This is a genomic window from Micromonospora okii (assembly GCF_020884795.1).
Classification (GTDB): Bacteria; Actinomycetota; Actinomycetes; order Mycobacteriales; family Micromonosporaceae; genus Micromonospora; species Micromonospora okii.
This window is the reverse complement of record NZ_BBZF01000024.1, coordinates 25,292-46,636: the sequence shown is the minus strand read 5'-3', so window position 1 is coordinate 46,636 and position 21,345 is coordinate 25,292. Positions and strand designations below refer to the sequence as shown.

Below are 21,345 nucleotides of genomic sequence, written 5' to 3'. Positions count from 1 at the left end.
GGACCGGTCAGACCCCCCGGAAGCGGCGCAGTCGGAGGCTGTTGGCCACCACGAAGACCGACGAGAAGGCCATCGCCGCGCCCGCGATCATCGGGTTGAGCAGGCCGGCGGCGGCCAGCGGCAGGGCGGCCACGTTGTACGCGAAGGCCCAGAACAGGTTGCCCTTGATGATCGCCAAGGTCCGCCGGGAGAGCCGGATCGCGTCCACGGCGGCGGTGAGGTCGCCCCGGACCAACGTCAGGTCGCTGGCCTCGATCGCCACGTCGGTGCCGGTGCCCATGGCCAGCCCCAGGTCGGCCTGGGCCAGGGCGGCGGCGTCGTTGACCCCGTCGCCGACCATCGCCACGGTCCGGCCCTGCCCCTGGAGCCGCTTCACCACGTCCACCTTGTCGGCGGGCAGCACCTCGGCGATCACCTCGTCGATGCCGACCTCGGCGGCCACCGACCGCGCCACCGTGGCGTTGTCGCCGGTGAGCAGCACCGGGGTCAGGCCGAGGGCGCGCAGCCCGGCGATCGCCGCCGCGCTGGTCGGCTTCACCGCGTCGGCCACCGCCAGCACGCCCCGGACCTGGCCGTCCCAGCCGGCCAGCACCGCCGTACGCCCGGCGGCCTCCGCGTCGGCCGCCGCCCGCTCGACACCCTCCGGCACGTCGAGCCCGCGCTCCCGCAGCAGCCGCGGCCGCCCGACGATCACCTCGCGGCCGTCGACGCGCCCGGTGACGCCCAGCCCCTCGACGTTGGCGAAGCCCGTGACCGGGGCGAGCGGCCCCGCCTCGGCGGCCCCGGCGGCCACGGCCTGGGCGATCGGGTGCTCGCTCGCGGCCTCCAGCGCCCCGGCCAGCCGGAGCAGCTCGGCGGCGTCGGTGCCGTCGGCGGGGAGCACGTCGACCAGGGTCATCCGCCCCGTGGTCACGGTGCCGGTCTTGTCCAGCACCACCGTGTCCACCTGGCGGGTGGACTCCAGCACCTCCGGCCCCTTGATCAGGATGCCGAGCTGCGCGCCGCGCCCGGTGCCGACCAGCAGCGCGGTCGGGGTGGCCAGGCCCAGGGCGCACGGGCAGGCGATGATCAGCACCGCCACGGCCGCGGTGAACGCGGCGGTCGGCCCGGCTCCCGTGCCGAGCCACCAGCCGAGCGTGGCGGCGGCGAGCGCGATCACGATCGGGACGAAGACCCCGGAGATCCGGTCGGCGAGCCGCTGCACGGCCGCCTTGCCGGTCTGGGCCTGCTCGACCAGCCGCGCCATCTGGGCGAGCTGGGTGTCGCCGCCGACCCGGGTCGCGGTGACCACCAGCCGGCCCCCGGCGTTCACGGTCGCGCCGACCACGGTGTCGCCGGGGCCGACCTCGACGGGCACGGACTCACCGGTGAGCATGCTGGCGTCCACGGCCGAGGTGCCCTCGTCCACGACCCCGTCGGTGGCGACCTTCTCGCCGGGGCGGACCACGAAGCGGTCCCCCACGGCGAGCTGGTCCACGGGGACGCGGGTCTCCACCCCGTCGCGCAGCACCGCCACGTCCCTTGCCCCCAGCTCCAGCAGGGCGCGCAGGGCCGCCCCGGCGGTCCGCTTGGACCGGGCCTCGAAGTACCGGCCGGCGAGGATGAACACGGTCACCCCGGCCGCCGCCTCCAGGTAGATGTTGCCGGCGCCGTCGCTGCGGACGATGTCGAGGCTGAACGGGTGGGTCATGCCGGGCATCCCGGCGTCACCGAGGAACAGCGCCCACAGCGACCAGCCGAGCGCGGCCAGCGTGCCCAGCGAGACCAGGGTGTCCATGGTCGCCGCGCCGTGCCGCAGGTTGATCCACGCCGCCCGGTGGAACGGCAGGCCGCCGTAGACCACGACCGGGGCGGCCAGCGTCAGCGACAGCCACTGCCAGTAGTCGAACTGCCAGGCCGGGACCATGGCGAGCACGATCACGGGCACGGCCAGGACGAGCGACACCCACAACCGGGTCCGCAGGCCGCGCAGCTCGTCCACCGGCTCGGCGGCGGCCGGCTCCGCGCCGGCCGGGGCGGGCGGGGGCGGCACGACGGCCGTGTAGCCGGTCTTCTCGACCGTGGCGATCAGGTCGTCGGGGGTGACGTCGTCGGCGTACGAGACGGTGGCCTTCTCGGTGGCGTAGTTGACCGTGGCGGTCACCCCGTCCATCCGGTTGAGCTTCTTCTCGATCCGGGCGGCGCAGGACGCGCAGGTCATGCCGCCGATCGCCAGCTCGATCTGGTTCGGTGCGACCTGCAGCGGCCGCGTGGGCGATGTCATCGCTGCCTCCCGTTCAGTCATGCCCGTGGCCGGGGACGCCGTGTCCGGCGTCGGCGCTCGGGGAGCCGGTGGCGGCCGACGTGCCGGTCGTCGCCGGGCCGGTGTGGTCGTCGGCGGAGCCGCCGGCGACCACGGTGAACTCGGCCGTGCGCACGGCGTCGCCGTGCTTGAAGTCCAGGTAGAGCCGGTAGGTGCCGGCCGAGGGGAACTCGGCGGAGAAGACCACCGCCGGCCCGGCCGGGGTCCGCCCGTCACCGGGCGCGCCCTGCGGGTGCACGTGCAGGTACGCAAGGTCACCTTGACGCAGCGCGACCAGGTGCCCGTACGCCCCGAGGTAGGGCGCGAGGTCGGTCACCGGCGCGCCGCCCCGGCTCACGGTCAGGGTCAGCTCGCTGGCCGCGCCGGGGCGGGGCGTGCCGGCCAGAGTGACGGTGTAGCCGTCGACCGTGGTGCTGGTGGCGGGGGCCGGCAGCGGCCGGGCGTCGAGCGCGCCGGGCACGATGACGTCGACGCCGAGGGTCAACGCCGGGCCTCCGGTGGGGGTGAAGTCGGCGAAGGCGCGCCAGGCGCCCGGGCCGTCGAGCGGGGACGGGACCCGCCAGGTGCCGTCCGAGGCCATCTCCGGGTGGACGTGCCGGAAGCCGGAGAGGTCCCGCCGGGCGACGATCAGGTGCATCCGCCGGTCGTGCGCGACCTCGTACCGGGTCACCGGCGCGCCGTCCGGGCCGGTGACCCGGAAGGCGAACTCGCCGGCCGGGGCGGCCAGCGGGGTGAGGGTGAAGCCCTGGTCGGAGACGAGCAGGCCGCCGGGGAGGTCGGCGGGCGCGTTCCCGGCCGGGGAGTGTGCGGGCTCGCCGGCGTCGTGGCCGGGCTCCCCGGCGTCGTGACGGGTCTCGGCGGCAGGGGTCACGGGGCCGGCCACCCGGCCGACCCCGTACGCCGCGCCGAACACCGCCGCGAGCCCGAGGGCGAAACCGCTCAGTTTCGTCGCCGTGTTCATTCGTGGGCCTCGTTTTCCATGTGGGGCGGCGTCACGCGCCGACGAGGTCGTACCCGGCCTCGTCGACGGCGGCGCGCACGGTGTCGGTGGCCAGCGGGGCGTCGCTGGTGACGGTCACCTGGCCGGCGGCCAGGTCCACCTGGACGTCGGTGACTCCCTCGATCGCGCCGACCTCGGCGCTGACCGACCTGACGCAGTGCCCGCAGGTCATCCCCTGCACCTGGTACGTCGTCGTGACCATTGGAGCTCTCCTTCCGCCGTGCCCCACGTCACCCCGCGAGGGTGAACGCGGGACGGACCACGCCTGTTCGGTTACCGGTACCCGGTCGGGGTATCGACAGCGACGACGTTATCATACCCCCTAGGGGTACGCTATCCTCGATTCATGACCGCACCCAAGTCCTCCCCCGTCCGGGGGTACACCGCCAGCAAGGACCAACTGCTCGCGCGGCTCCGCCGCGTGGAGGGCCAGGTCCGCGGCATCGAGAAGATGGTCGACGAGGACCGCTACTGCATCGACGTGCTCACCCAGATCTCCGCGATCCAGGCCGCCCTGGACAAGGTCGCCCTCGGCCTGCTCGACGGGCACGCCCGGCACTGCATGCACGAGGGCGCCGCCGAGGGGCGGGCCGACGAGATGGCCGGCGAGATGATGGCCGCCGTCGGCCGCCTCATGAAGCGGGGCTGACTCTGCCTGACCGCCACCACGTCGGCGACATGGCGGTGTCCCGGTGGTTCCGACACCGCCATGTCGCCGACAGGCAGTTGATCAGAGCCGGGCGAGGATCTTCCTCATCTGGTCGATCTCACCCTGCTGGCTGCTGACGATCTGCTGGGCCATCGCCTTGGCGTCCGCGTTCGCGCCCTTGGCCAACTCCTCCTTCGCCATGCTGATCGCGCCCTCGTGGTGGGCAACCATCATGGTCAGGAACCGCCGGTCGAACTCGACGCCGCCCGCGCCGGCCAGCCCGGACATCTCCGCGTCGGACATCATCCCGGGCATCTCGTGGTCCATCTCCGGCATCCCGTGCCCGGAGCCGTGCGGCGGGACGGGCCGCCCCCACGCGGTGAGCCAGCCCGTCATGGTGGCGATCTCCGGGGCCTGCGCGGCCTTGATCTGAGCGGCGAGGCGCTTGACCTCCGGGTCCGCGGCCCGGGTCTCCGCCAGCTCGGACATCTCCACGGCCTGCCGGTGGTGCGGAATCATCATCTGGGCGAACATCACGTCGGCGTCGCCGAACGTGGCCGCCCCGCTCGCCGGGGCCCCGGTGGTGGCGTCGGCCGCCGGCCCGCTGTGGCCGGGCGAGCCGTGGTCGGTGGAGCCGCAGGCGGCCAGGGCGAGAACGGCCGTCAGGGCCGCGCCGGCCAGGGCGGCGCGGCGCGCGATCGTACGAGTGGTCACGGTGGATCCTTCGGTCTCGGTTGCGTGCTCGGGCAGGACGGCGGCACGGGTCACCGGCGGAGCCGGGGCACCCGTGCCGGGGCGTCCTACGTGCGCGACACCGAGATCTCGGCCAGGCGAAGGCCGAACGGATGGGGCGGCGGGGCGCGCGGGCCGGCGGGTGGGCCCTCGGGCCGGCACCCGGGCCGGGAACCCGCCCGGGTGGCGGTCAGCAGCAGCACGGCGACCAGCAGGGCCGCCCCGAGCGCGCCGAGCACCGCCAGGCAGGCGCTCCAACCGGCCGGCCCCTCGGCGGGGTCGCCGGCCGGCAGCGCCCGGGCGGCGACAGCCGTCACCTGGGCGGCGACAGCCGGGAGGTGGACGGCAACAGCCGGGAGGTGGACGGCGACCGCCGTCACCTGGGCGGCGACCGCCGTGACCTGGATGGCGGCAGCCGGGAGGTGGGCGGCGGACGCGGAGACCGACGGGTCGGCGTGCGACCCTGCCCCGTCGTGGCCACGGGAATGCGCGCCGTGACCGAGGGTGTGCATGGCGGCCAGGCCGACCAGGACGCAGAGCAGCAACGTGAGGCGGACCCACCGCCCGCCCGTCACCGCCGTCGCCCGCATGACCCCCACGCTAGCCTGCCCGCCCGGACGGACCGCCGGAACACCCGCGACAACGGTCCCCGATCGCCACGATGCCGCCGACCTGGCGGTGTCGATGCGGTCGGGACACCGCCACGTCACCGAGACGGGGGTGGTTCACCCGCATCCGCAGGTGAGGGTGGCTACGATTTCCGGGCGATGCGGTCCCACGTCGACCACCGTTTGGAGACCACGCCGATGGGCGCCGACCACACCCGGCCCGCCCCGCCCACCCCACCGGGGGTGCGGCGGGTCCTCGTGGCGACCGTGGTGCCGCTCTTCGTGATCACCCTGATCGCGGCGATCATCCTCTGGCCCCGCGACGGCGGCCCGGAGACCGACGGTGGGGCGGCGGTCCCCCGCTACCACGGCACGGTGACCCGGCTCGTCACACAGGAGTGCCCGCCGCAGCCCGAGACGCCGGAGGGCGGCGCGCCGGAGGGCCCCTGCGGCACCGCCACCGTCCGGGTCGAGCAGGGGCCGGACGCGGGCCAGCAGATCGAAACCCCGGTCCCGACCGGCCCCGGCGCGCCCACCGTCGCGGTCGGCGACCGGATCGTCCTGGTCGAGCTGACCGACCCGGAGGATCCGACGGTCAGCGCCTACAACATCGCCGAGCACCAGCGCGGCACCCCGCTGGTCTGGCTGGCGGTGGTGTTCGCGCTGGCCATCGTCGCGTTCGGCCGCTGGCGAGGGCTGGCCGCGCTGGCCGGCCTGGCCGCCAGCTTCGCCATCCTGCTGGCCTTCGTCCTGCCCGGCATCGGGTCGGGCGGGTCGCCGTTGCCGATCGCCGTGGTCGGCGCCGCGCTGATCATGTTCGTGGTGCTCTACCTCACCCACGGGGTCAGCGCGCAGACGTCGGTGGCGGTCCTCGGCACCCTGGGCAGCCTGGTGCTCACGGGCCTGCTCGGCAGCCTGGCCACCGCCGCCACCCACCTCACCGGGTACGGCACCGAGGACGCCACCACCCTGTCGATGTTCCGGGGTGACGTCGACCTGCACGGCCTGCTGCTGGCCGGCATCGTCATCGGCTCCCTCGGCGTGCTGGACGACGTCACGGTCACCCAGGCGGCCACGGTGACGGAGCTGGCGCACGCCAACCCGGGGCTGTCCCGGTTGCAGCTCTACCGGGCGGCGACGCGCGTCGGCCGGGCGCACATCGCCTCGACGGTGAACACCATCGTGCTGGCGTACGCGGGCGCGTCGCTGCCGCTGCTGCTCCTGCTCACCGCCGACTCCCGCCCGGTCGTCGAGATCCTGACCAGCGAGTTCATGGCGCAGGAGATCGTTCGCAGCGCGGTGGCCACGCTCGGGCTGATCGCCGCCGTGCCGCTGACCACCGGCCTGGCGGCGGTGGTCACCACGGCGGGCCGCGCCGACCGCCCGGCCGGCCACCCGGGCCGCCCGGCCGACGCCGGTGGCGCGGACGGTGGGGAGGGGCCGGCGGCCCGCGCCCCCGGCCCGCGCCCCGCCGAGCGGGGCCTGGCACTGGAGGCGCTGGGCGGGGGCCGGCCGGGCGACCCGTTTCCCGACGGGCCGACCCGCCCCACCGACCTCCCGGCCGGACGGCCGCACCGAGAAGGGGGCACGGATATCGCATGGTGACGACGCACTGCGTAACCGACCACGGCGCCCAGCCTGATAAACAGGTCACTGATCACGCAAGGCGATTACGAAATGACTCATTTAGTCGGCATCAGGGCGTAGATCCCCAGGAGGGCTGTCGGGTAACCTCGCTGCCGGTCACCGACGAAGGCGCGCAGCGGCGCCTGCGGTGCCGCCGCCCAATCGCCGCGAGGCGAGCCGGGGAACCAGGTAACAGGGGTGAGTCCGCGCGAGCGGTAGGGGCCACTTCCGCCCCGAACCCGTCAGCTAACCCGGTCGGCGGTCGACGGAAGGGAAAACTGTGACGGCACCCCTGCGCCGCTGGTTGACACCCGTGGTGGCCGTGCTCGCCGCCCTGGCGATCGTCGCCGGGCCAGCCGCCCCCGCGTTCGCCGCCACCCCCAACCCCTCGGGGCACGAGGAGGACGACGAGCCCAAGCTGATCAACGACGTCATCGAGGCGACGAACCGCGACTACACGCAGGCCAAGTCCAAGCTCGAGAAGTCCAAGAAGCGCCAGGACCAGCTCGCCAAGGAGGTGAAGGCGGCCCAGGAGGAGCTGGACGCGCTCGCCCCGCAGGTCGGCGAGATGGCGGCCCAGTCCTATCGGACCGGGCGGATCGGCGCGATGGCCATGCTGCTGGAGAGCAACACCCCCGACTCGTTCGTCAAGCGGGCCGCCGCCCTCGACGAGCTGAACATGGTCAACGCCAACAAGCTGGCCGAGGTCAGCGCCGCGAAGGCCCACGCCGAGCAGGCCAAGCTCGCGCTCGACGCCGAGGTTCGCGAGCAGCAGAAGCAGACCTCGATCATGGCGAAGAAGAAGTACGACGCCGAGAAGGCCCTCGCGCTCGTCGGCGGCCAGGGTTTCACCGGCGGCCTGGTCTCCGCCACCTCCCCGGTCGCCAAGATGGGGCCGGGCCGCACCTCGGACGGCGGCTGGCGTCCCCTGTCGTGCACCGAGGACGACCCGACCACCTCCGGCTGCATCACCGCGCGCACCCTGCACGCGTACAAGGAGACCAGGAGGGCCGGCTTCAAGCGGTTCGCCGGCTGCTACCGCCCGGGCGGGCCGTGGGAGCACCCCAAGGGCCGGGCCTGCGACTGGTCGTTGCAGAACAGCGGCTTCTCCCCGTGGCACAACAACGACACCCGGATGTACGGCAACAACCTCGCCGCGTTCCTCATCCGCAACGCCGACCGCCTCGGCATCTACTACGTGATCTGGAACCGGCAGATCTGGTTCCCGGCGACCGGCTGGAAGTCCTACAGCGGGCCCTCGAACCACACCGACCACGTGCACATGTCGCTGCTCTGACGACGACGGGCCGGCCGCCGCGCGCCGCTCAGGCGGGGCAGGCGGCGGCCGGCACCGCGTCGGAGCCCGGCACCGCGGCGGCCTCCGCGGCAGGGACCGGAGCGGCCTGCGTGGCGGTCGGGAAAACCGGGTCGGCCTCCGTGGCCGCGCTGGCCGGCACGGCGGCCACCGTCCGCACCCCCCCGGCGCTGAGCCGGTACGACATCCCGACGACCGCGCACCGCCCGGCCTCGACCTCGGCGGCCAGCACCGGCGACCTGGAGAGCATGGCCTCGACGGTGCAGGCGATGTGGATGTCGACGATCCGGTCGATCTCCTCGACCCCCCGCTCGGCGGCCCGGTCCAGGCTCGGCAGCACGGCGTCCACCACCGCCCGCAGATGGCCGGCGGGCGGGGCACCGGTGCCGGTCGCCGCCGCCCTGGCCGCCTGCACCGCGCCGCAGGAGTCGTGACCGAGCACCACCACGAGGGGGGTGCCCAGCACGGTCACGGCGTACTCGACGCTGCCGAGCACCTCGGGGCCGACGGTGTGCCCGGCGGTGCGGACCACGAAGAGGTCGCCCAGGCCACGGTCGAAGATGATCTCGGCGGCGAGCCGGGAGTCGGAGCAGCCGACGATCACCGCGAACGGGTGCTGCCCGTCGGCGACGGCGGCCCGGTGGCCGGCGTCCTGGTTCGGGTGGCGCGGCGTGCCGGTGACGAAGCGGTGGTTCCCCGCCCGCAGCTCGGTGAGGGCCCGCTCGGGCGTGCACCCGGCACCGGGAGTGCCCGGTTGACCGACGCTCGACGGGGGTTCGAGCAGCCCCGAGCCCGTCTGCGACATCGATACGCTGGACTGCTCCATGCCCCACCACCTCGCCCCTCGGCCGACACACCCGGCTCCCCCACGGTCACACGCAGCAAAAGATACGTCAAGCGTTACGTGATACGCATTTCATACGTCGGGAAAGTGTTGCGCCTCGCCCGCGCGCCCGTCCGCGCCCTGCCGCCCACGCCAGCGCCCGGCCCGGCAGGTGCCCGACGCCGTCGAGCCCTACCATGTCCGGCATGGCGACGACAGCAGGCGAGAACGGGAGCACGCGGAACTGGACGTTCCTGACCAATCACGGCCACGTGCTGCTCGCCATCGCCCGCAACCCGACCGCCCGTCTCCGCGACGTGGCGGACGAGGTGGGCGTGACCGAGCGGGCCGCCCAGGCGATCGTGGCCGACCTGGAGGCCGGCGGGTACCTGCGGCGCACCCGGGTGGGCCGGCGCAACGAGTACACCGTCAACCCCAGCGGCCACTTCCGGCACCCCGCCGAGGCCGACCGCCAGGTCGGCGACCTGCTCGCCCTCTTCACCGACGAGCGGTACACCGGCGGCAGCGCCGACGCCTGACCGCGCCCGCCACCCGTCGCCCATCTCCTGCGACAGGGGGTGGCGGGGGTACTCTCTGCCGGTGCGCGAGAGCTTCCGGCCGGACGGGATGGCAGTGATCGGGCGTACCGGGCGGTGCCGCAGGGCGCTCCTCGGCGGTCTCGCGGCGACGCTGCTCGCCACCGCCGCCGCCGCACCGGCCCCCGCACTGGCCGCGCCGACGTGCGGGCCGGCCGGTAACCCCGCCCCGACCGAGGCCCACTGGGCGCTGTCCCGGTTGGAGCCCTCCGCCGCCTGGCGGATCACCCGCGGCGAGGGGGTGACCGTGGCGGTCGTCGACTCGGGGGTCTCGGCCACCCATCCGCTGCTGCGCGGGCAGGTCCGCCAGGGGCGGGACTTCAACGGCCTGCCACAGCAGCTGGGGCAGTGCGACGAGGCCGGGCACGGCACGATCGTCGCCGGCATCATCGCCGGCCGGGAGGGCACCGGCACCCCGTTCACCGGCGTCGCCCCGGGCGCCCGCATCCTGCCCGTACGCGTGCTGCCGGACACCCGCCGCACCAACGACGAGGCCCTGCCGGCGCAGATCGCGCAGGCCATCCGCTGGGCCGTCGACTCCGGCGCCGACGTGATCAACCTGTCGCTGGTGACGCTGCCCCGCCCGGAGCTGGCCGCCGCCGTCCAGTACGCGCTCGACAGCGGAGTCGTCGTGGTGGCCGCCGCCGGCAACCGGCAGGAGCAGCAGCAGAACCTGCCCGCGTACCCGGCGGCGTACCCGGGGGTGATCGCCGTCGCCGGCGTCGACCCGCAGGGCGGCCACGTCGGCACCTCGGTCAGCGGCGACTACGTGGACATCGCCGCGCCGGGGCTGGACATCCTCGGCCCGGCTCCCCGGGGGCAGGGGTACCTCGCCGAGCCGCAGGGCGGCACGAGCTTCGCCGCCGCGTACGTCTCGGGGGTCGCCGCGCTGGTCCGCGCCGCCCACCCGGACCTCACCCCGAAGCAGGTCGCCCAGCGGCTCACCAGCACCGCGGACAGCCCGCCGGACGGGCACAACGCGGAGGTCGGGCACGGCGTGGTCAACCCGTACCGCGCGGTGACCAGCCTGCTCGGCACCCGCACCGACCCGCCGCCGGGCGCGCTGCCCGCGCCGGCCCCGCTGGAGGACCCGTTGGGCTGGCAGCGCGCCGTGGCCGTCTGGGTGGCCGTGGTGGGCGCGGTGCTGGCCGGCCTGCTGCTGGCCGCCAAGCCGATCCTGGCCCGGGGCCGGCGACGCGGCTGGCGCCCGGGACGCCGGCCCGGCGCGGCACCGTCCCGCTGAGACCCGGGGCATCATCCCGCTGAGACCCGCGGCACCGTCCCGCTGATACGCGCGGCACCGTCCCGCTGAAACGCGCGGCACCGTCCCGCTGAAACGCGCGGCCGTCCCGCTGAAACGCAGCGGTGCCGCCCCGGTCGGGCCGGGACGGCACCGTCGTGGCCTGCGTAGCAGGCGCGGCGGATCAGCGCAGGATGCCGGGGGCGCCGTCGCCGCCCGCGCCCCACACGTCCTCGTCCTCCTCCAGCCAGGTGTTGCGGACCTGCTCCTCCTCGGCGTAGCCGGCCCCGCCGTGGCCGCCCATCCCGACGCCGCCCCGGCCGGCCACCGCGCCGCCCGGTCGGCCGGCTCCCCCGGCCGCCGCCTTGCCGCCCGCGCCCCGGCCACCGGCGCCGCCGCCCATGCCGGGGCCCATCATGCCGCCCATGCCGGCCTTGCCGCCGCCGAGCCGGCCGCCCGCGCCCCGGCCGCCCGCGCCGGCCCCCCCGCCGCCCAGCATCGGCGGCAGCCCCGGGCTGACGGCCTTGCCGAGCGCGCCGCCGCCGGGGATGCCGCCGCCCGCGCCGCCGCCGGAGAGGCCCGCGCCGCCGCCCAGCCCGCCGCCCGAGCCGAGGCCCGAGGTGGCCGGGGCCGGGCCGGCACCGGCCAGGCCGGTGCCGTAGTCGGTGTCGGGACGGCCCACGCCCGGGTAGCCGGTGTCGGGGATGTTCCCCGTGCCGGTACCGGGCGGTCTGGTGGAGAGGTCGGGGTGGGTGGACGGAGGGATGTCGGGCTTGACGCCGTCGAGCTTCGGCGGGTCGCCGATGCCCGGCGTGGGGCCGTCGGGGAGGCCGGTGCCGGGCATCTTCGGCGGCCCACCGACGGACGGGACCTTGCCGGTGGGGCCGGCACCGGGGCCGCCGCCGAGGTTGGGCACCTCCTGCGGCCCGGGTTCGAGGCTGGTCAGGGGACTGGCGCTCGGCGCCTCCATCGTGCGGTCCTTGAAGTTGCCGTTGACCTCGTTGTAGACCTTGCGGGCATCGCCCTCCTGGTCGGAGAACCAGCCGGTCACCCAGTCGCCCAGCTTGCCGATCTGCTCGACCGGCCAGCTTCCCAGCAGGTCCGCCTTGACCCGGGTCTCGAAGAGCCCGACCCCGAGGGTGATCTCGCCGTTGCGGGCCGCCAGGACGTCACCGACGCAGGACGCCGGGATCGGCATCTTGGCCTGTGCCTCCTCCAGTTGCCGGGCGGCGGCCTCCAGGGTCGCCACGATGCTCACCTTGCCCCGGCCCGGGTCGTCGACCGCCTCGACGAGGGCGTTCGCGTTCTTCGCGAGCCCCTCGACGTGCGTCTTGAACGCCTCGTACGCCGGGCCCTTCCAGACCGCGCCGATGTCCTTGACGTTCTTCTCCAGGCTGTCCTGGACCTGACCGACGTTCTTGATCAGTTCCTTCCAGCCCAGCGCGGCGCTCTGCACGTCGGCCGGGCGGCCCTCGACGAGCACCTCACGGGCCATCTCCTCCCAGCTCTTGTCCCCCACGTCCCGCTCCCGTCGATCTAGCTGCCGCCGCGCGCGGCGTCGGTGAAGGCCTTCTGCATTTCCTGCGCGCTCATGGCGTTGGCGCCCTCGGCGGACTCGTAGTTCCGCTTGACCGTGCGCAGGGCCTCGGCCGCCGAGTACAGGTTCTCCGAGAGCGTGCGCAGGCCGCCCTCGGTGCTGCCGTACACCTGCTGGTGCTTCTGGGCCAACTGCTGGGCGTACTGGAAACCGCCGAGCGGCCCCTTGCCCGCGATGGCCTGGTCGCCGCCGAGCTTCTCCTTGATGTCGGACATGTCGTAGGAGAGGCGGTGCAGGTAGGCGGCGTGCGTCTCCAGCCAGGTGATGGCCGAGTCGAGGTTGCCGGCGTCCCACTCCGTCTCGACGCCCTTCTCGCCCTTCGGGGCGACCAGCCCGGACGGCGTCTTGGCCTGCTCCACGCCGATCCGGTCGAAGCTGATCCCCCGGACGTTGACCATCCCCGGGTAGCCCGTGCCGACCGGCATCGGAACGGGGAGGTCGACGTCCACCCGGTTCGGATCGTTCTTCTCGTCGCTCATGGTTCCCTCCCCTGACCCCGTTTCTCAGGTGTCGGTGTCAACGCTGTGGGTCCGTCGGCGGCCCGGCCGGTCCGCCTGGTTGCGGGCCCGGCCGTCCCCCCGGGCCCGGTGGCGGGAGGCCCTGCCCGCCGTACGGGGGCGGGGCGGCCGGCCGGCCCGCGGGGCCCGGCTGGTACGGATGCTGCTGTGCGGGGCGGCCCGGAGGCGGCCCGTACCCGGACGGCGCGCCCGGAGGCTGCCCGTACCCGGGGGTCGGGACGCCCGGCGGGCGGTTGGCCGGGGCGGCCTGGGCACGGCGGCGGGCCGCGCGCCGGTTCACCACGATCAGCGCCACGACCACCGCGCCGATCAGGAGCACCGCGAGCAGGCAGAGCCCGAGCTGGATCGGGGCGTTGTCGGCGAGGCCGATGGTGACCGGCGGCCCGTCGTCGCCGTCGTCGTCTCCCTCGTCACCGCCGGCGGCGTCCGGCTTCGGCGACGCGCCGGTCAGCAGGGGGTTGCCGCCCACCTTGGGCACCGACGCGGTCAGCGCCGCCAGCACGTCGAGCGTGCCGAAGCCGTACTCCGGGTCGCGGCCCGACGCGCCCCGGTCCCGGGCCGTGCGGATCAGGCGGTTCACCACGTTGGCGGCGTCGAGGTCCGGGTAGCGGGACCTGACCAGCGCGGCGGCCCCGGAGACGACCGCCGCCGCGTCGCTGCTCCCGCTGGCCACGCCGTAGCCGTTCGGCGACACCGGCGGCGGCACGGGACCGATGACCCGCTCGCCGGGGGCGGCGAGGCCCACCTCCGGACCGGTGATCGAGCCGCTCCACAGCGACCCCGTCCGGCCGACGGCGCTGACGGCGAGGACGCCGGGGATGTTGGCCGGCATCGGCACGGCCCGGTTGGTGGGGCGGTTGCCGGCGGCTGCCACCAGCACGACCCCCTTGTCCAGCGCGTACCGCACGGCCTCGGTGACCTGAGGGTCGCTGCCTTCGCCGCCGATCGACAGGTTGATCACGTCCGCGCCGTGATCGACGGCCCAGCGGATGCCGCCCGCGATGTCCCACTCGCGCGGCAGGCCCAGGGCGACCGGCAGGATCTTCGCTCCCGGGGCGATGCCGAGTTGCGTCATGGAGCCGCCGCCCCGGCCGGCGATGACGCCGGCCATCTTGGTGCCGTGGCCCGCCTCCCGGTCCGGGTCGGAGCGGCCGTCGGCGGGCACCGCGTCGGAGAGCGACGTGCCCTTGAGGACCTGGCCCCGCAGGGCGGGGTGCGCGGCGTGCACGCCGCCGTCGACCACCGCGACGGTGACGCCCTCGCCACGGGTCAGCTTGTGCGCCTCGGAGATGCGCAGCGTGTCGAGGTACCACTGGAGGCCGCGCACGGTGTCGGCGGCGCGGGCGGGCGCGGGCGCGGCCGAGAGGCCGGCTCCGGCGGCGGTGACCAGCGCCAGCACGGCGGCGGCGGACCGCAGCAACGGTCGGCGGCGCTTCCCCGTACGCATCGCTCTCCCCCGCCTCTTCATGGACCCGTCACGCAGAACGGCTCCGGTCCGGTCGAGCCGGACCGGAGCCGCGCTAGCGTCGTCTCAGCTCCACACCTTGGAGTTGCTCATCTCGGTGGTGACGTAGTTCTCGCGGGCGATGCCGACCGCGCCACCGATGTCGTTCAGGATCTTGTTGATGTCCTTGACGGCGGTGTCCCACTGCGCCTGGTGCTGCTGGTAGGCGACGCGGTCCTCACCCTCCCACTGGAGCTTGGTGAGCATGGACCGCAGCGTGTCGAGCTTCTCGTCGATGGTGCGCGAGATGGCCGTCATCTGCTGGTTGCTGCTCTCGAGGACCGCGTAGTCAACCTTGATCGTCACGATTTCCTCCTCTGCGCCTGGCTGCCGGTCACGGGTTGAGAGCAGCGTGGAACTTGTCCAGCATCTGCTGCTGCTCTTCGTCGTTGACCTGGTGCGTCGTACCGGACTGGTCGAGCAGGTCGGCGATGTTGTCCATCGCCGTCAGCAGCTTGGCGGTGTCCTCGTTCCAGCGCTGCATGAGCTGCTGGAAGCCCGAGGACGCCTGCCCCTTCCAGGCCATCGCCAGGTCGTCGACCACGCCCCACAGCTTCTTGAGCTCGCCGTCGACCTCGCTGCGCGTGGACCGCACGTCATTCGCCGCGGTATGCAGAGTCGATGCTTCGACCTCGAACGCCATGCTTCACACCCTTCCGTCATCGTTGTGGCGGCGGAACTCTGCCGCGCCCTCCCCCGCGGCAAGGCAACCAACCCCACCGACGGACATTCTCAAGGCACGGTAACCGATGCGACCAAGCCGGCGCAGCCCTGGCACCGCATCGTCTTCCGTGGACGGACACGCGTGGACACCGTGTTTCCGCACGCCTCCGCACGGTGGCGTCCGGCGGTCCGGCGGCCGGAAGTCAGGACGATCGGGTGTACGACCGCGCGTGCTTCACCACGCCGCCCACCAGCAGCACCACCAGCAGCGCCACGCCCGCCCAGAGCACCGGCTTCTCGAACGCCCGGGCGAGCACCACCGGGATCAGCGCGGCGACGCCGGTGAGGAGGACGATCTCGCTGGCCCGCCTGGCCCAGATCGCGTGGGTGAGCTGGGCGACCAGTGCCAGCCCGAGGAAGACCGGGATGGTCGCCAGGGAGTAGACGAACAACCCCAGAACGACTTTCACCACGTCGCCCGCCTCTCGTCAGCGGTAGAAGGAGGAGTCCTTCACCCAATCGATCTTGATGTCCTTGATCCCGGGGTCGGTGCCGCCGGCCGCCCAGCCGGGGCGCGAGTCCGACACGAAGGCGAACCGGTTGTTGCTGCCGAAGCCGGCCGTGACGGCGGTGAAGACCGCGCTGATGTCCCCGAAGACCAGCGCGAGGACGGCGACGCTCGCGGTCAGCCCGGCCACGCCGATCGCCTGGGCGATGGGCGCCGTGGCCGGGAACGCCTGGAGGGCGACCGACGCGATCACCGCGATCAGGATCGGGACGAGCGCCGCGACCAGAGCGTCCACGGCGTCGTTGAAGGCGTCCCGGGCCGAGGTGAGGGTGTCCTTGTTGGCGTTGAACGCCTCGGCCAGCGAGTTGATCTCCGCCCCCAGCTTGCGGAGGAAGAGTTCGAACGCGTCCCGGTCGTCGAAGTCCCACTCGCCCTCCGACGGCGGCACCTGCGCCATCGCCGCGCCGAACTGGTCGCCGCCGAGCAGGCGAGCGGCGTCGCCCCACTCCTTGATGGACTTGTTCACCTCGTCGTTGTCGAACGTCTCCAGGTAGGCGATCATCACCCCGATGAGGCCGGCGCCGACCAGCCACATCCAGTTGGCCCGCGCCGCCGGGAGCAGCCCCCGCACGGGCGCGGTCGTCGCCGCCACCGTGTGGGTGCCGGTCACCGTGCCGGACGCGTTGGCGATCAGGATCTCCGACATCAGCTCTCTCCCCCGTCGCGCCGCCGGGCGGTCACTTGACCACCCACGGCTGGTCCGACTTCTCCCAGTTCTTGGCGGTCTGCTCAAGCTGCTCGGCCGCCCGGCGCAGGTGCTCCACGCCCTTCTTGACGTTGTCCAGGTGGCCGTCGACCGCGTCGTTGTGTGCCGCGACGGTCGGGCCGCCGAAGAGCGTCAGCGCCCCGCTCGGCAGTTTCACGTCCTCGAGCAGCGCCTGCACGTTGCGCAGGTACTGGATCGGGCCGTCCGCGGCGTCGAGCCGCTGGGCCGCCTTGCGGATCGCGTCGACGTCGACCTTGTTCGCCATCGCCTCTCCCCCCGCCTCAGCGCCGCGCGCCGCGGAACGGGTCGGACAGATCCACCCCGAACTGGCGGAACCACTCGTCGGGGGTCAGGGTGCCCTCCTGGGCCCGGCGGACCAGCTCGGAGCCGCCGAGCGTCTCGGTCAACAGCTCCTGCTGCCGCTCGCCGAACGCCGCGTACGCCGCGTCGATCGCCGCCTGGAGCGACTCGGCGAGCGAGTAGCTGTCCAGCCGCATCGCGCGGGCGTCGATCTCGATGTCGCCGACCTTCATCTCGCCGTCGACCACGACCCGCACCAGGCCGTCCGGGCTCTCCCCGGGCACCCGCAGGTCGGCCCGGCGCTGTTGCAGGTCCGCCAGCCTGCGCTGCTGCTCCTGCGCCTGGCGCAACAGACCCTCCAAGGCGCCGCCGGCGCCACCGAAACCCCCCGAGGTGCTCACGACAGTCCTCTCTGCACGAACAAAAGGTCGACCCGACGCTACCGGAACCAGCCTCGACCTCCATAGACCCCGGGCCGGGCGACAGCAGGCTCGCAGTCGACGACCCGGCGCGGCGTGGTTCCGCCGCCGCGCCGACGACAGGGCCGCTCGACCGTCCCCTAAACCGGCTCGGACCAGGCGGTCTGGACGAGCTGCTGACCGTCGCGCCGGCGGACCAGCGTGCCCCGGCCGGGCGGCTGCGGGCTGGGCCGCAGGGTGCCGAAGACCGCGCCCTCCTCCCTGCTGCCGGACATCAGCAGGCCGGGCGAGTCCAACTCGCGGAGGCGTTGCAGCACCGGCTCGTACAGCGCCCGGGCCACGCCGCCGACGCGGCGGGTGACGATCAGGTGCAGGCCGATGTCGCGGGCCTGCGGCAGCAGCTCCTGCAACGCGCCGAGCGGGTTGCTGCCGCCCGAGGCCACCAGGTCGTAGTCGTCGACCAGGATGTAGAGTTCCGGCCCCTTCCACCAGCTCCGGTCGCGGAGCTGGGCGGTGGTCACGTCCGGGCCGGGCAGCCGGTTGGTCAGGGCGCTGCGGATCGACCCGAGCCCCTGGGCGAACGCCTGGTTGGACGGCGCGTAGTCGAGCAGGTGATCGCCCTCCACCGCGCCGAGCAGGCCGCGCCGGTAGTCGGCGATGACGAGGCGGGCCTGCGCCGGGGTGTACCGCTCGACGATGCCCTTGGCGATCACCCGCAGCAGGTTGGTCTTGCCGCACTCGGCGTCGCCGAAGACCGTCAGGTGCGGCTCGGCCGCCAGGTCCAGGTACACCGGGGCGAGCGCCGACTCGTTGACGCCGATCGGCAGGCCGGGCGCCGACCGGTCGACCACCCGGGCCAGCTCGTGCAGCGGCAGCCTGCGCGGCAGCAGCCGCACCTTCGGGGCGGGCGGGCCCGACCACGCCCGCGCCACCTGCCCGGCCAGCGCGACCGACGCCTCGGTCAGGTCGTCGACGTCCCGGCCGCCGTCGATCCGGGAGACCGCGGCCAGGAAGTGCAGCTTGTCGCGGGTCAGGCCCCGCCCCGGGGTCTTCTCCGGCACGTTCTGCGCGGCGCGGCGGTCGATCTCCGACTCGGCCGCGTCGCCGAGCCGCAGCTCCAGCTTCGTGCCGAGCAGGTCGCGCATGTTGATGCGGACCTCCGCCCAGCGCACCGCCGTGATCACCACGTGCACGCCGAAGCCGAGGCCCCGGTTGGCCAGGTTCGTGATGGTCTGCTCCAGCTCCTCGTACTCCTGGCGCAGCGTGTTCCAGCCGTCCACGACGAGGAAGACGTCGCCGAACGGGTCGTCGGCGAACTCGCCGGCCGCCCGTCGGCGGCGGTACGCGGCCACCGAGTCGATGCCGTGCTGGGCGAAGCGCAGCTCGCGCTCGTCGATGATCCCGACCACCTCGGCGACGGTACGGCGGACCGCCTCGGTGTCCCGCCGACCGGCCACCCCGGCGACGTGCGGCAGCCCCTCCAGGCTGCGCAGCGCGCCACCGCCGAAGTCGAGGCAGAAGAACTGCGCCTCGCGCGGGGTGTGGGTCAGCGCCAGCGAGGCGACCATCGAGCGCAGCATGGTGCTCTTGCCCGACAGCGAGGCGCCGACGATGACCACGTTGCCGCCCGCGCCGGCCAGCTCCACCATCATCGGGTCGCGCCGCTGCTCGTACGGGCGGTCGACCACGCCCACGGGGACGGTGAGCCGGCCCCGGCCCGCCCAGCCGGAGGTGGTCAGGCCGTGGGCGGGGTCCACGGCCAGCGGGCCGAGCAGGTCCAGCAGGCTCGGCGGCTCGGACAGCGGCGGCAACCACACCTGGTGGGCGGGGCGGCCCCGGCCGGCGAGCCGGTCGATCAGCACGTCGAGCATCGCCACGGCCTTGCCGTCGGCCGGCTGCTCCGGCTCGGCCACCGGCTCCACCGGCAGCTCGGGGGCGCGCACCGGCACGAACTCCGTGCCGTACGGCACGATCCGGCGCTGCACCTGCGCCTGCGACGACCTGCCCTGCTCCCCCGGCGCCCGGTACGGCCCGGACACGTACGCGGCCCGGAACCGCAGCATGGTGGTCGTGTCGGTCTTCAGGTACCCGTGGCCGGGGGCGCTGGGCAGCTCGTACGCGTCGGGCACCCCGAGCACGATGCGGCTCTCCACGGCCGAGAAGGTGCGCAGGCCGATCCGGTACGACAGGTGGGTGTCCAGGCCGCGCAGCTTCCCCTCCTCCAGCCGCTGGCTGGCCAGGAGCAGGTGCACCCCGAGCGACCGGCCCAGCCGGCCGATCATCACGAAGAGGTCGATGAAGTCGGGCTTCGCGGCGAGCAGCTCGCTGAACTCGTCGCAGATGATGAGCAGGCTGGGCATCGGGTCCAGCGGCTCGCCGGCGGCGCGCGCCTTCTCGTACTCGTACCGGGAGACGTAGTTGCCGGCCGCCCGCAGCACCTCCTGCCGGCGGTTCATCTCGCCGGCCAGCGCGTCGCGCATCCGGTCGACCAGGGGCAGCTCGTCGGAGAGGTTGGTGATCACGGCGCTGGTGTGCGGCAGCGCGTCCAGCGAGGCGAACGTCGCGCCGCCCTTGAAGTCGACCAGGACGAAGTTCAGCTCCTCCGACGAGTGGGTCACCGCGAGCGCGGCGACCACCGTGCGGAGCAGCTCGCTCTTGCCGGAGCCGGTCGCGCCGATGACCAGGCCGTGCGGGCCCATGCCCTCGTGCGCGGACTCCTTGAAGTCCAGCTCCACCACGTTGCCGTCGGGGCCGACGCCCAGCGGGATGCGCAGCCGGTCCCGGTGGCCGCGCGGTCGCCAGGTCTGCCGCACGTCGACGGCGGCGGCGTCGCCGACGCCCAGCAGGTCGGGCAGCTCGGTGCTGCGGGACAGCGGTTCCTCGGCGCTGGCCTGCTGCTGGGAGAGCCGGTAGGGGGCGATCTGCCGGGCCAGGCCCTCGGCGGCGGCGGCGTCGAGCCGGTCCGGGTGGCCCAGCCGCGTCACCGACGCCCCGCGCACCAGGTCCAGCGCGGTGCCGTCGCCGACGTCGAGGCAGAGCAGCCAGCGGCCGGCGTCGCGGGGGACGGCCCCGGAGAGGTCGATGACGGTGGTGCCGAGCAGGCTCGGCCCGGTCAGGTGGCAGGTGGGGGCGATCTCGCCGCCGTCGACCAGCACCACCAGGTGCGGCATCGTGGTCAGGGGCTTCGCCTCCGGGGCGAAGCGGGGACGGCCGGCCAGCTCGTCGGCGAGGGACTCCTCGGCCTCGGCGAGGGTGGCGAAGACCAGCCGGCGGGCGCCCGCCGCGTCGGCGCGCCCCGGGTGCTGGGCGTGCGGCAGCCACTTCACCCACTCCCAGGCCGACTGCCGGTCGTCGGCGGCGACCACCGCGACGACGAGGTCGTCGGGGGCGTGGAACGTGACGAGCTGCCCCAGCATCGCCCGGGCCACGTCGAGCACGGGCTCCCGGTCGCCGCGCAGCGCCACCCGGGAGAACGCCCGCACCGACAGCGCGGTCGGCAGGTCCGGCACCGTCGAGTGGGCCCGGACGAACCGGCGCAGCGCGATCGCGCTCATCGGCTCCAGGTCCTCCACCGGCTTCGTCTCCGGCGGCACGATCTCCACCGCCAGCCGCTGCGGGCCGACGGCGATGCGGGCCTCGCCGAAGTCGTCCTCGGTGATGCGCCGCTCCCACAGCCGGCGGGACGCGGCGATCGACCACAGCGCGTCGGGCTCCGGGTGCCGCCAGGTCATCGCGGCCCGCTGCTGCTCGGCCGCGCGCCGGGTGCGCTTGCGCATCTGGGCCAGGTAGCGCATGTAGTCGCGGCGCTCGGCGTTCAGCTCGGCCTTGTCGTTGCCGCCGTTGCTCAGCGAGCCGATCGCCATGCCGAGCATGGAGACACCGAACAAGCCACCCGCGACGTACGTCATCATGCCGCCGCCCCGGCCGGCGTAGAGGAACGCCATCGCGCCGACGCCGCAGACCATCGGCAGGATCATCAGGAGCTGCCCCATGCCCCGGGGGGTCTGCTCGGGCAGCTCCGGCGGGGACTCCAGCAGCACCTCGCCCCTCGGCAGGGCGGGCCCCGGTTGGCGCGGAAGCCGGCGGAACACCACGGTGCTCACGGCTGTCTCCTCCCCAGAAGCGGCCCGGACGCCGACCGGCGCGGCGCGACGTGCGGCCCGGGGGCCAGGACGGCCG

At 74.3% G+C, this 21,345-nt stretch carries 21 protein-coding genes and 1 riboswitch; of the genes, 5 read left to right on the top strand and 16 right to left on the bottom strand.

What is annotated here, in order from left to right; all coding sequences use genetic code 11:
• Positions 1-7: 7 nt before the first annotated feature.
• The 3 genes from LPU43_RS23355 to LPU43_RS23345 are packed head-to-tail and all read right to left on the bottom strand — an operon-like array spanning position 8 to position 3,504.
• Positions 8-2,263: a heavy metal translocating P-type ATPase gene (locus LPU43_RS23355; RefSeq protein ID WP_229402658.1), complete on the bottom strand. Its 2,256-nt coding sequence runs from the start codon at positions 2,261-2,263 to the stop codon at positions 8-10.
• A gap of 13 nt (positions 2,264-2,276) precedes the next feature.
• Positions 2,277-3,263 (bottom strand): DUF8832 domain-containing protein, encoded by a 987-nt coding sequence (locus LPU43_RS23350; RefSeq protein ID WP_229402657.1) that lies wholly within the window; start codon positions 3,261-3,263, stop codon positions 2,277-2,279.
• A 31-nt stretch (positions 3,264-3,294) separates the two neighbouring features.
• A complete protein-coding gene (locus LPU43_RS23345; RefSeq protein WP_229402656.1) occupies positions 3,295-3,504 on the bottom strand; it encodes a heavy-metal-associated domain-containing protein in 210 nt (69 codons plus the stop codon).
• 144 nt (positions 3,505-3,648) lie between these two features.
• Between LPU43_RS23345 and LPU43_RS23340 the strand changes: the two genes are divergently transcribed.
• The gene (locus tag LPU43_RS23340) at positions 3,649-3,951 is read left to right on the top strand and encodes a metal-sensitive transcriptional regulator (protein ID WP_229402655.1); all 303 of its coding nucleotides are present in this window, start codon (positions 3,649-3,651) and stop codon (positions 3,949-3,951) included.
• An 81-nt stretch (positions 3,952-4,032) separates the two neighbouring features.
• On the opposite strand, the gene LPU43_RS23335 is transcribed toward LPU43_RS23340, so the two are convergent.
• Together LPU43_RS23335 and LPU43_RS23330 are read right to left on the bottom strand one after the other, a co-directional pair.
• Complete coding sequence (locus tag LPU43_RS23335) at positions 4,033-4,665, bottom strand: DUF305 domain-containing protein (RefSeq protein ID WP_229402654.1); 633 nt, start codon at positions 4,663-4,665, stop codon at positions 4,033-4,035.
• An 86-nt stretch (positions 4,666-4,751) separates the two neighbouring features.
• Positions 4,752-5,273, bottom strand: coding sequence for a hypothetical protein (locus LPU43_RS23330; RefSeq protein WP_229402653.1), 522 nt, complete (start codon positions 5,271-5,273; stop codon positions 4,752-4,754).
• A 216-nt stretch (positions 5,274-5,489) separates the two neighbouring features.
• Between LPU43_RS23330 and LPU43_RS23325 the strand changes: the two genes are divergently transcribed.
• Both LPU43_RS23325 and LPU43_RS23320 read left to right on the top strand, forming a co-directional pair.
• Positions 5,490-6,896, top strand: coding sequence for a YibE/F family protein (locus LPU43_RS23325; RefSeq protein ID WP_229402799.1), 1,407 nt, complete (start codon positions 5,490-5,492; stop codon positions 6,894-6,896).
• Positions 6,897-7,062: 166 nt separating this feature from the next.
• Positions 7,063-7,194, top strand: a riboswitch (cyclic di-AMP (ydaO/yuaA leader).
• A 3-nt stretch (positions 7,195-7,197) separates the two neighbouring features.
• Positions 7,198-8,214, top strand: coding sequence for a coiled-coil domain-containing protein (locus LPU43_RS23320; RefSeq protein ID WP_229402652.1), 1,017 nt, complete (start codon positions 7,198-7,200; stop codon positions 8,212-8,214).
• A gap of 28 nt (positions 8,215-8,242) precedes the next feature.
• Here the strand turns inward: LPU43_RS23320 and LPU43_RS23315 are convergent, their stop codons facing one another.
• Positions 8,243-9,058, bottom strand: coding sequence for a carbonic anhydrase (locus LPU43_RS23315; protein ID WP_305074923.1), 816 nt, complete (start codon positions 9,056-9,058; stop codon positions 8,243-8,245).
• A gap of 194 nt (positions 9,059-9,252) precedes the next feature.
• Between LPU43_RS23315 and LPU43_RS23310 the strand changes: the two genes are divergently transcribed.
• Positions 9,253-9,594, top strand: coding sequence for a helix-turn-helix transcriptional regulator (locus LPU43_RS23310; RefSeq protein ID WP_229402651.1), 342 nt, complete (start codon positions 9,253-9,255; stop codon positions 9,592-9,594).
• A gap of 61 nt (positions 9,595-9,655) precedes the next feature.
• Positions 9,656-10,894, top strand: a complete 1,239-nt coding sequence (mycP, locus tag LPU43_RS23305) for a type VII secretion-associated serine protease mycosin (protein ID WP_229402650.1) — start codon at positions 9,656-9,658, stop codon at positions 10,892-10,894.
• A gap of 181 nt (positions 10,895-11,075) precedes the next feature.
• On the opposite strand, the gene LPU43_RS23300 is transcribed toward mycP, so the two are convergent.
• The 10 genes from LPU43_RS23300 to eccCa all read right to left on the bottom strand — a co-directional run bounded on the left by LPU43_RS23300 (position 11,076) and on the right by eccCa (position 21,269).
• Positions 11,076-12,410, bottom strand: coding sequence for a WXG100 family type VII secretion target (locus LPU43_RS23300; RefSeq protein WP_229402649.1), 1,335 nt, complete (start codon positions 12,408-12,410; stop codon positions 11,076-11,078).
• A gap of 17 nt (positions 12,411-12,427) precedes the next feature.
• Complete coding sequence (locus tag LPU43_RS23295) at positions 12,428-12,967, bottom strand: hypothetical protein (RefSeq protein WP_229402648.1); 540 nt, start codon at positions 12,965-12,967, stop codon at positions 12,428-12,430.
• Between the two features lie 37 nt (positions 12,968-13,004).
• The gene (locus LPU43_RS23290; protein WP_229402647.1) at positions 13,005-14,453 is read right to left on the bottom strand and encodes a S8 family serine peptidase; all 1,449 of its coding nucleotides are present in this window, start codon (positions 14,451-14,453) and stop codon (positions 13,005-13,007) included.
• An 84-nt stretch (positions 14,454-14,537) separates the two neighbouring features.
• On the bottom strand, positions 14,538-14,816 hold the full coding sequence (locus tag LPU43_RS23285; RefSeq protein ID WP_229402646.1) for a WXG100 family type VII secretion target: 279 nt from the start codon (positions 14,814-14,816) through the stop codon (positions 14,538-14,540).
• A 28-nt stretch (positions 14,817-14,844) separates the two neighbouring features.
• Positions 14,845-15,153: a WXG100 family type VII secretion target gene (locus tag LPU43_RS23280; RefSeq protein WP_255686542.1), complete on the bottom strand. Its 309-nt coding sequence runs from the start codon at positions 15,151-15,153 to the stop codon at positions 14,845-14,847.
• Between the two features lie 223 nt (positions 15,154-15,376).
• Positions 15,377-15,646, bottom strand: a complete 270-nt coding sequence (locus tag LPU43_RS23275; protein WP_229402644.1) for a hypothetical protein — start codon at positions 15,644-15,646, stop codon at positions 15,377-15,379.
• A gap of 15 nt (positions 15,647-15,661) precedes the next feature.
• A complete protein-coding gene (locus LPU43_RS23270; protein WP_229402643.1) occupies positions 15,662-16,387 on the bottom strand; it encodes a hypothetical protein in 726 nt (241 codons plus the stop codon).
• A 31-nt stretch (positions 16,388-16,418) separates the two neighbouring features.
• Positions 16,419-16,712, bottom strand: a complete 294-nt coding sequence (locus LPU43_RS23265) for a hypothetical protein (protein WP_229402642.1) — start codon at positions 16,710-16,712, stop codon at positions 16,419-16,421.
• 16 nt (positions 16,713-16,728) lie between these two features.
• The gene (locus tag LPU43_RS23260; protein WP_505846116.1) at positions 16,729-17,148 is read right to left on the bottom strand and encodes a YbaB/EbfC family nucleoid-associated protein; all 420 of its coding nucleotides are present in this window, start codon (positions 17,146-17,148) and stop codon (positions 16,729-16,731) included.
• A 158-nt stretch (positions 17,149-17,306) separates the two neighbouring features.
• Complete coding sequence (eccCa, locus tag LPU43_RS23255) at positions 17,307-21,269, bottom strand: type VII secretion protein EccCa (protein WP_229402640.1); 3,963 nt, start codon at positions 21,267-21,269, stop codon at positions 17,307-17,309.
• Positions 21,270-21,345: the final 76 nt, after the last annotated feature.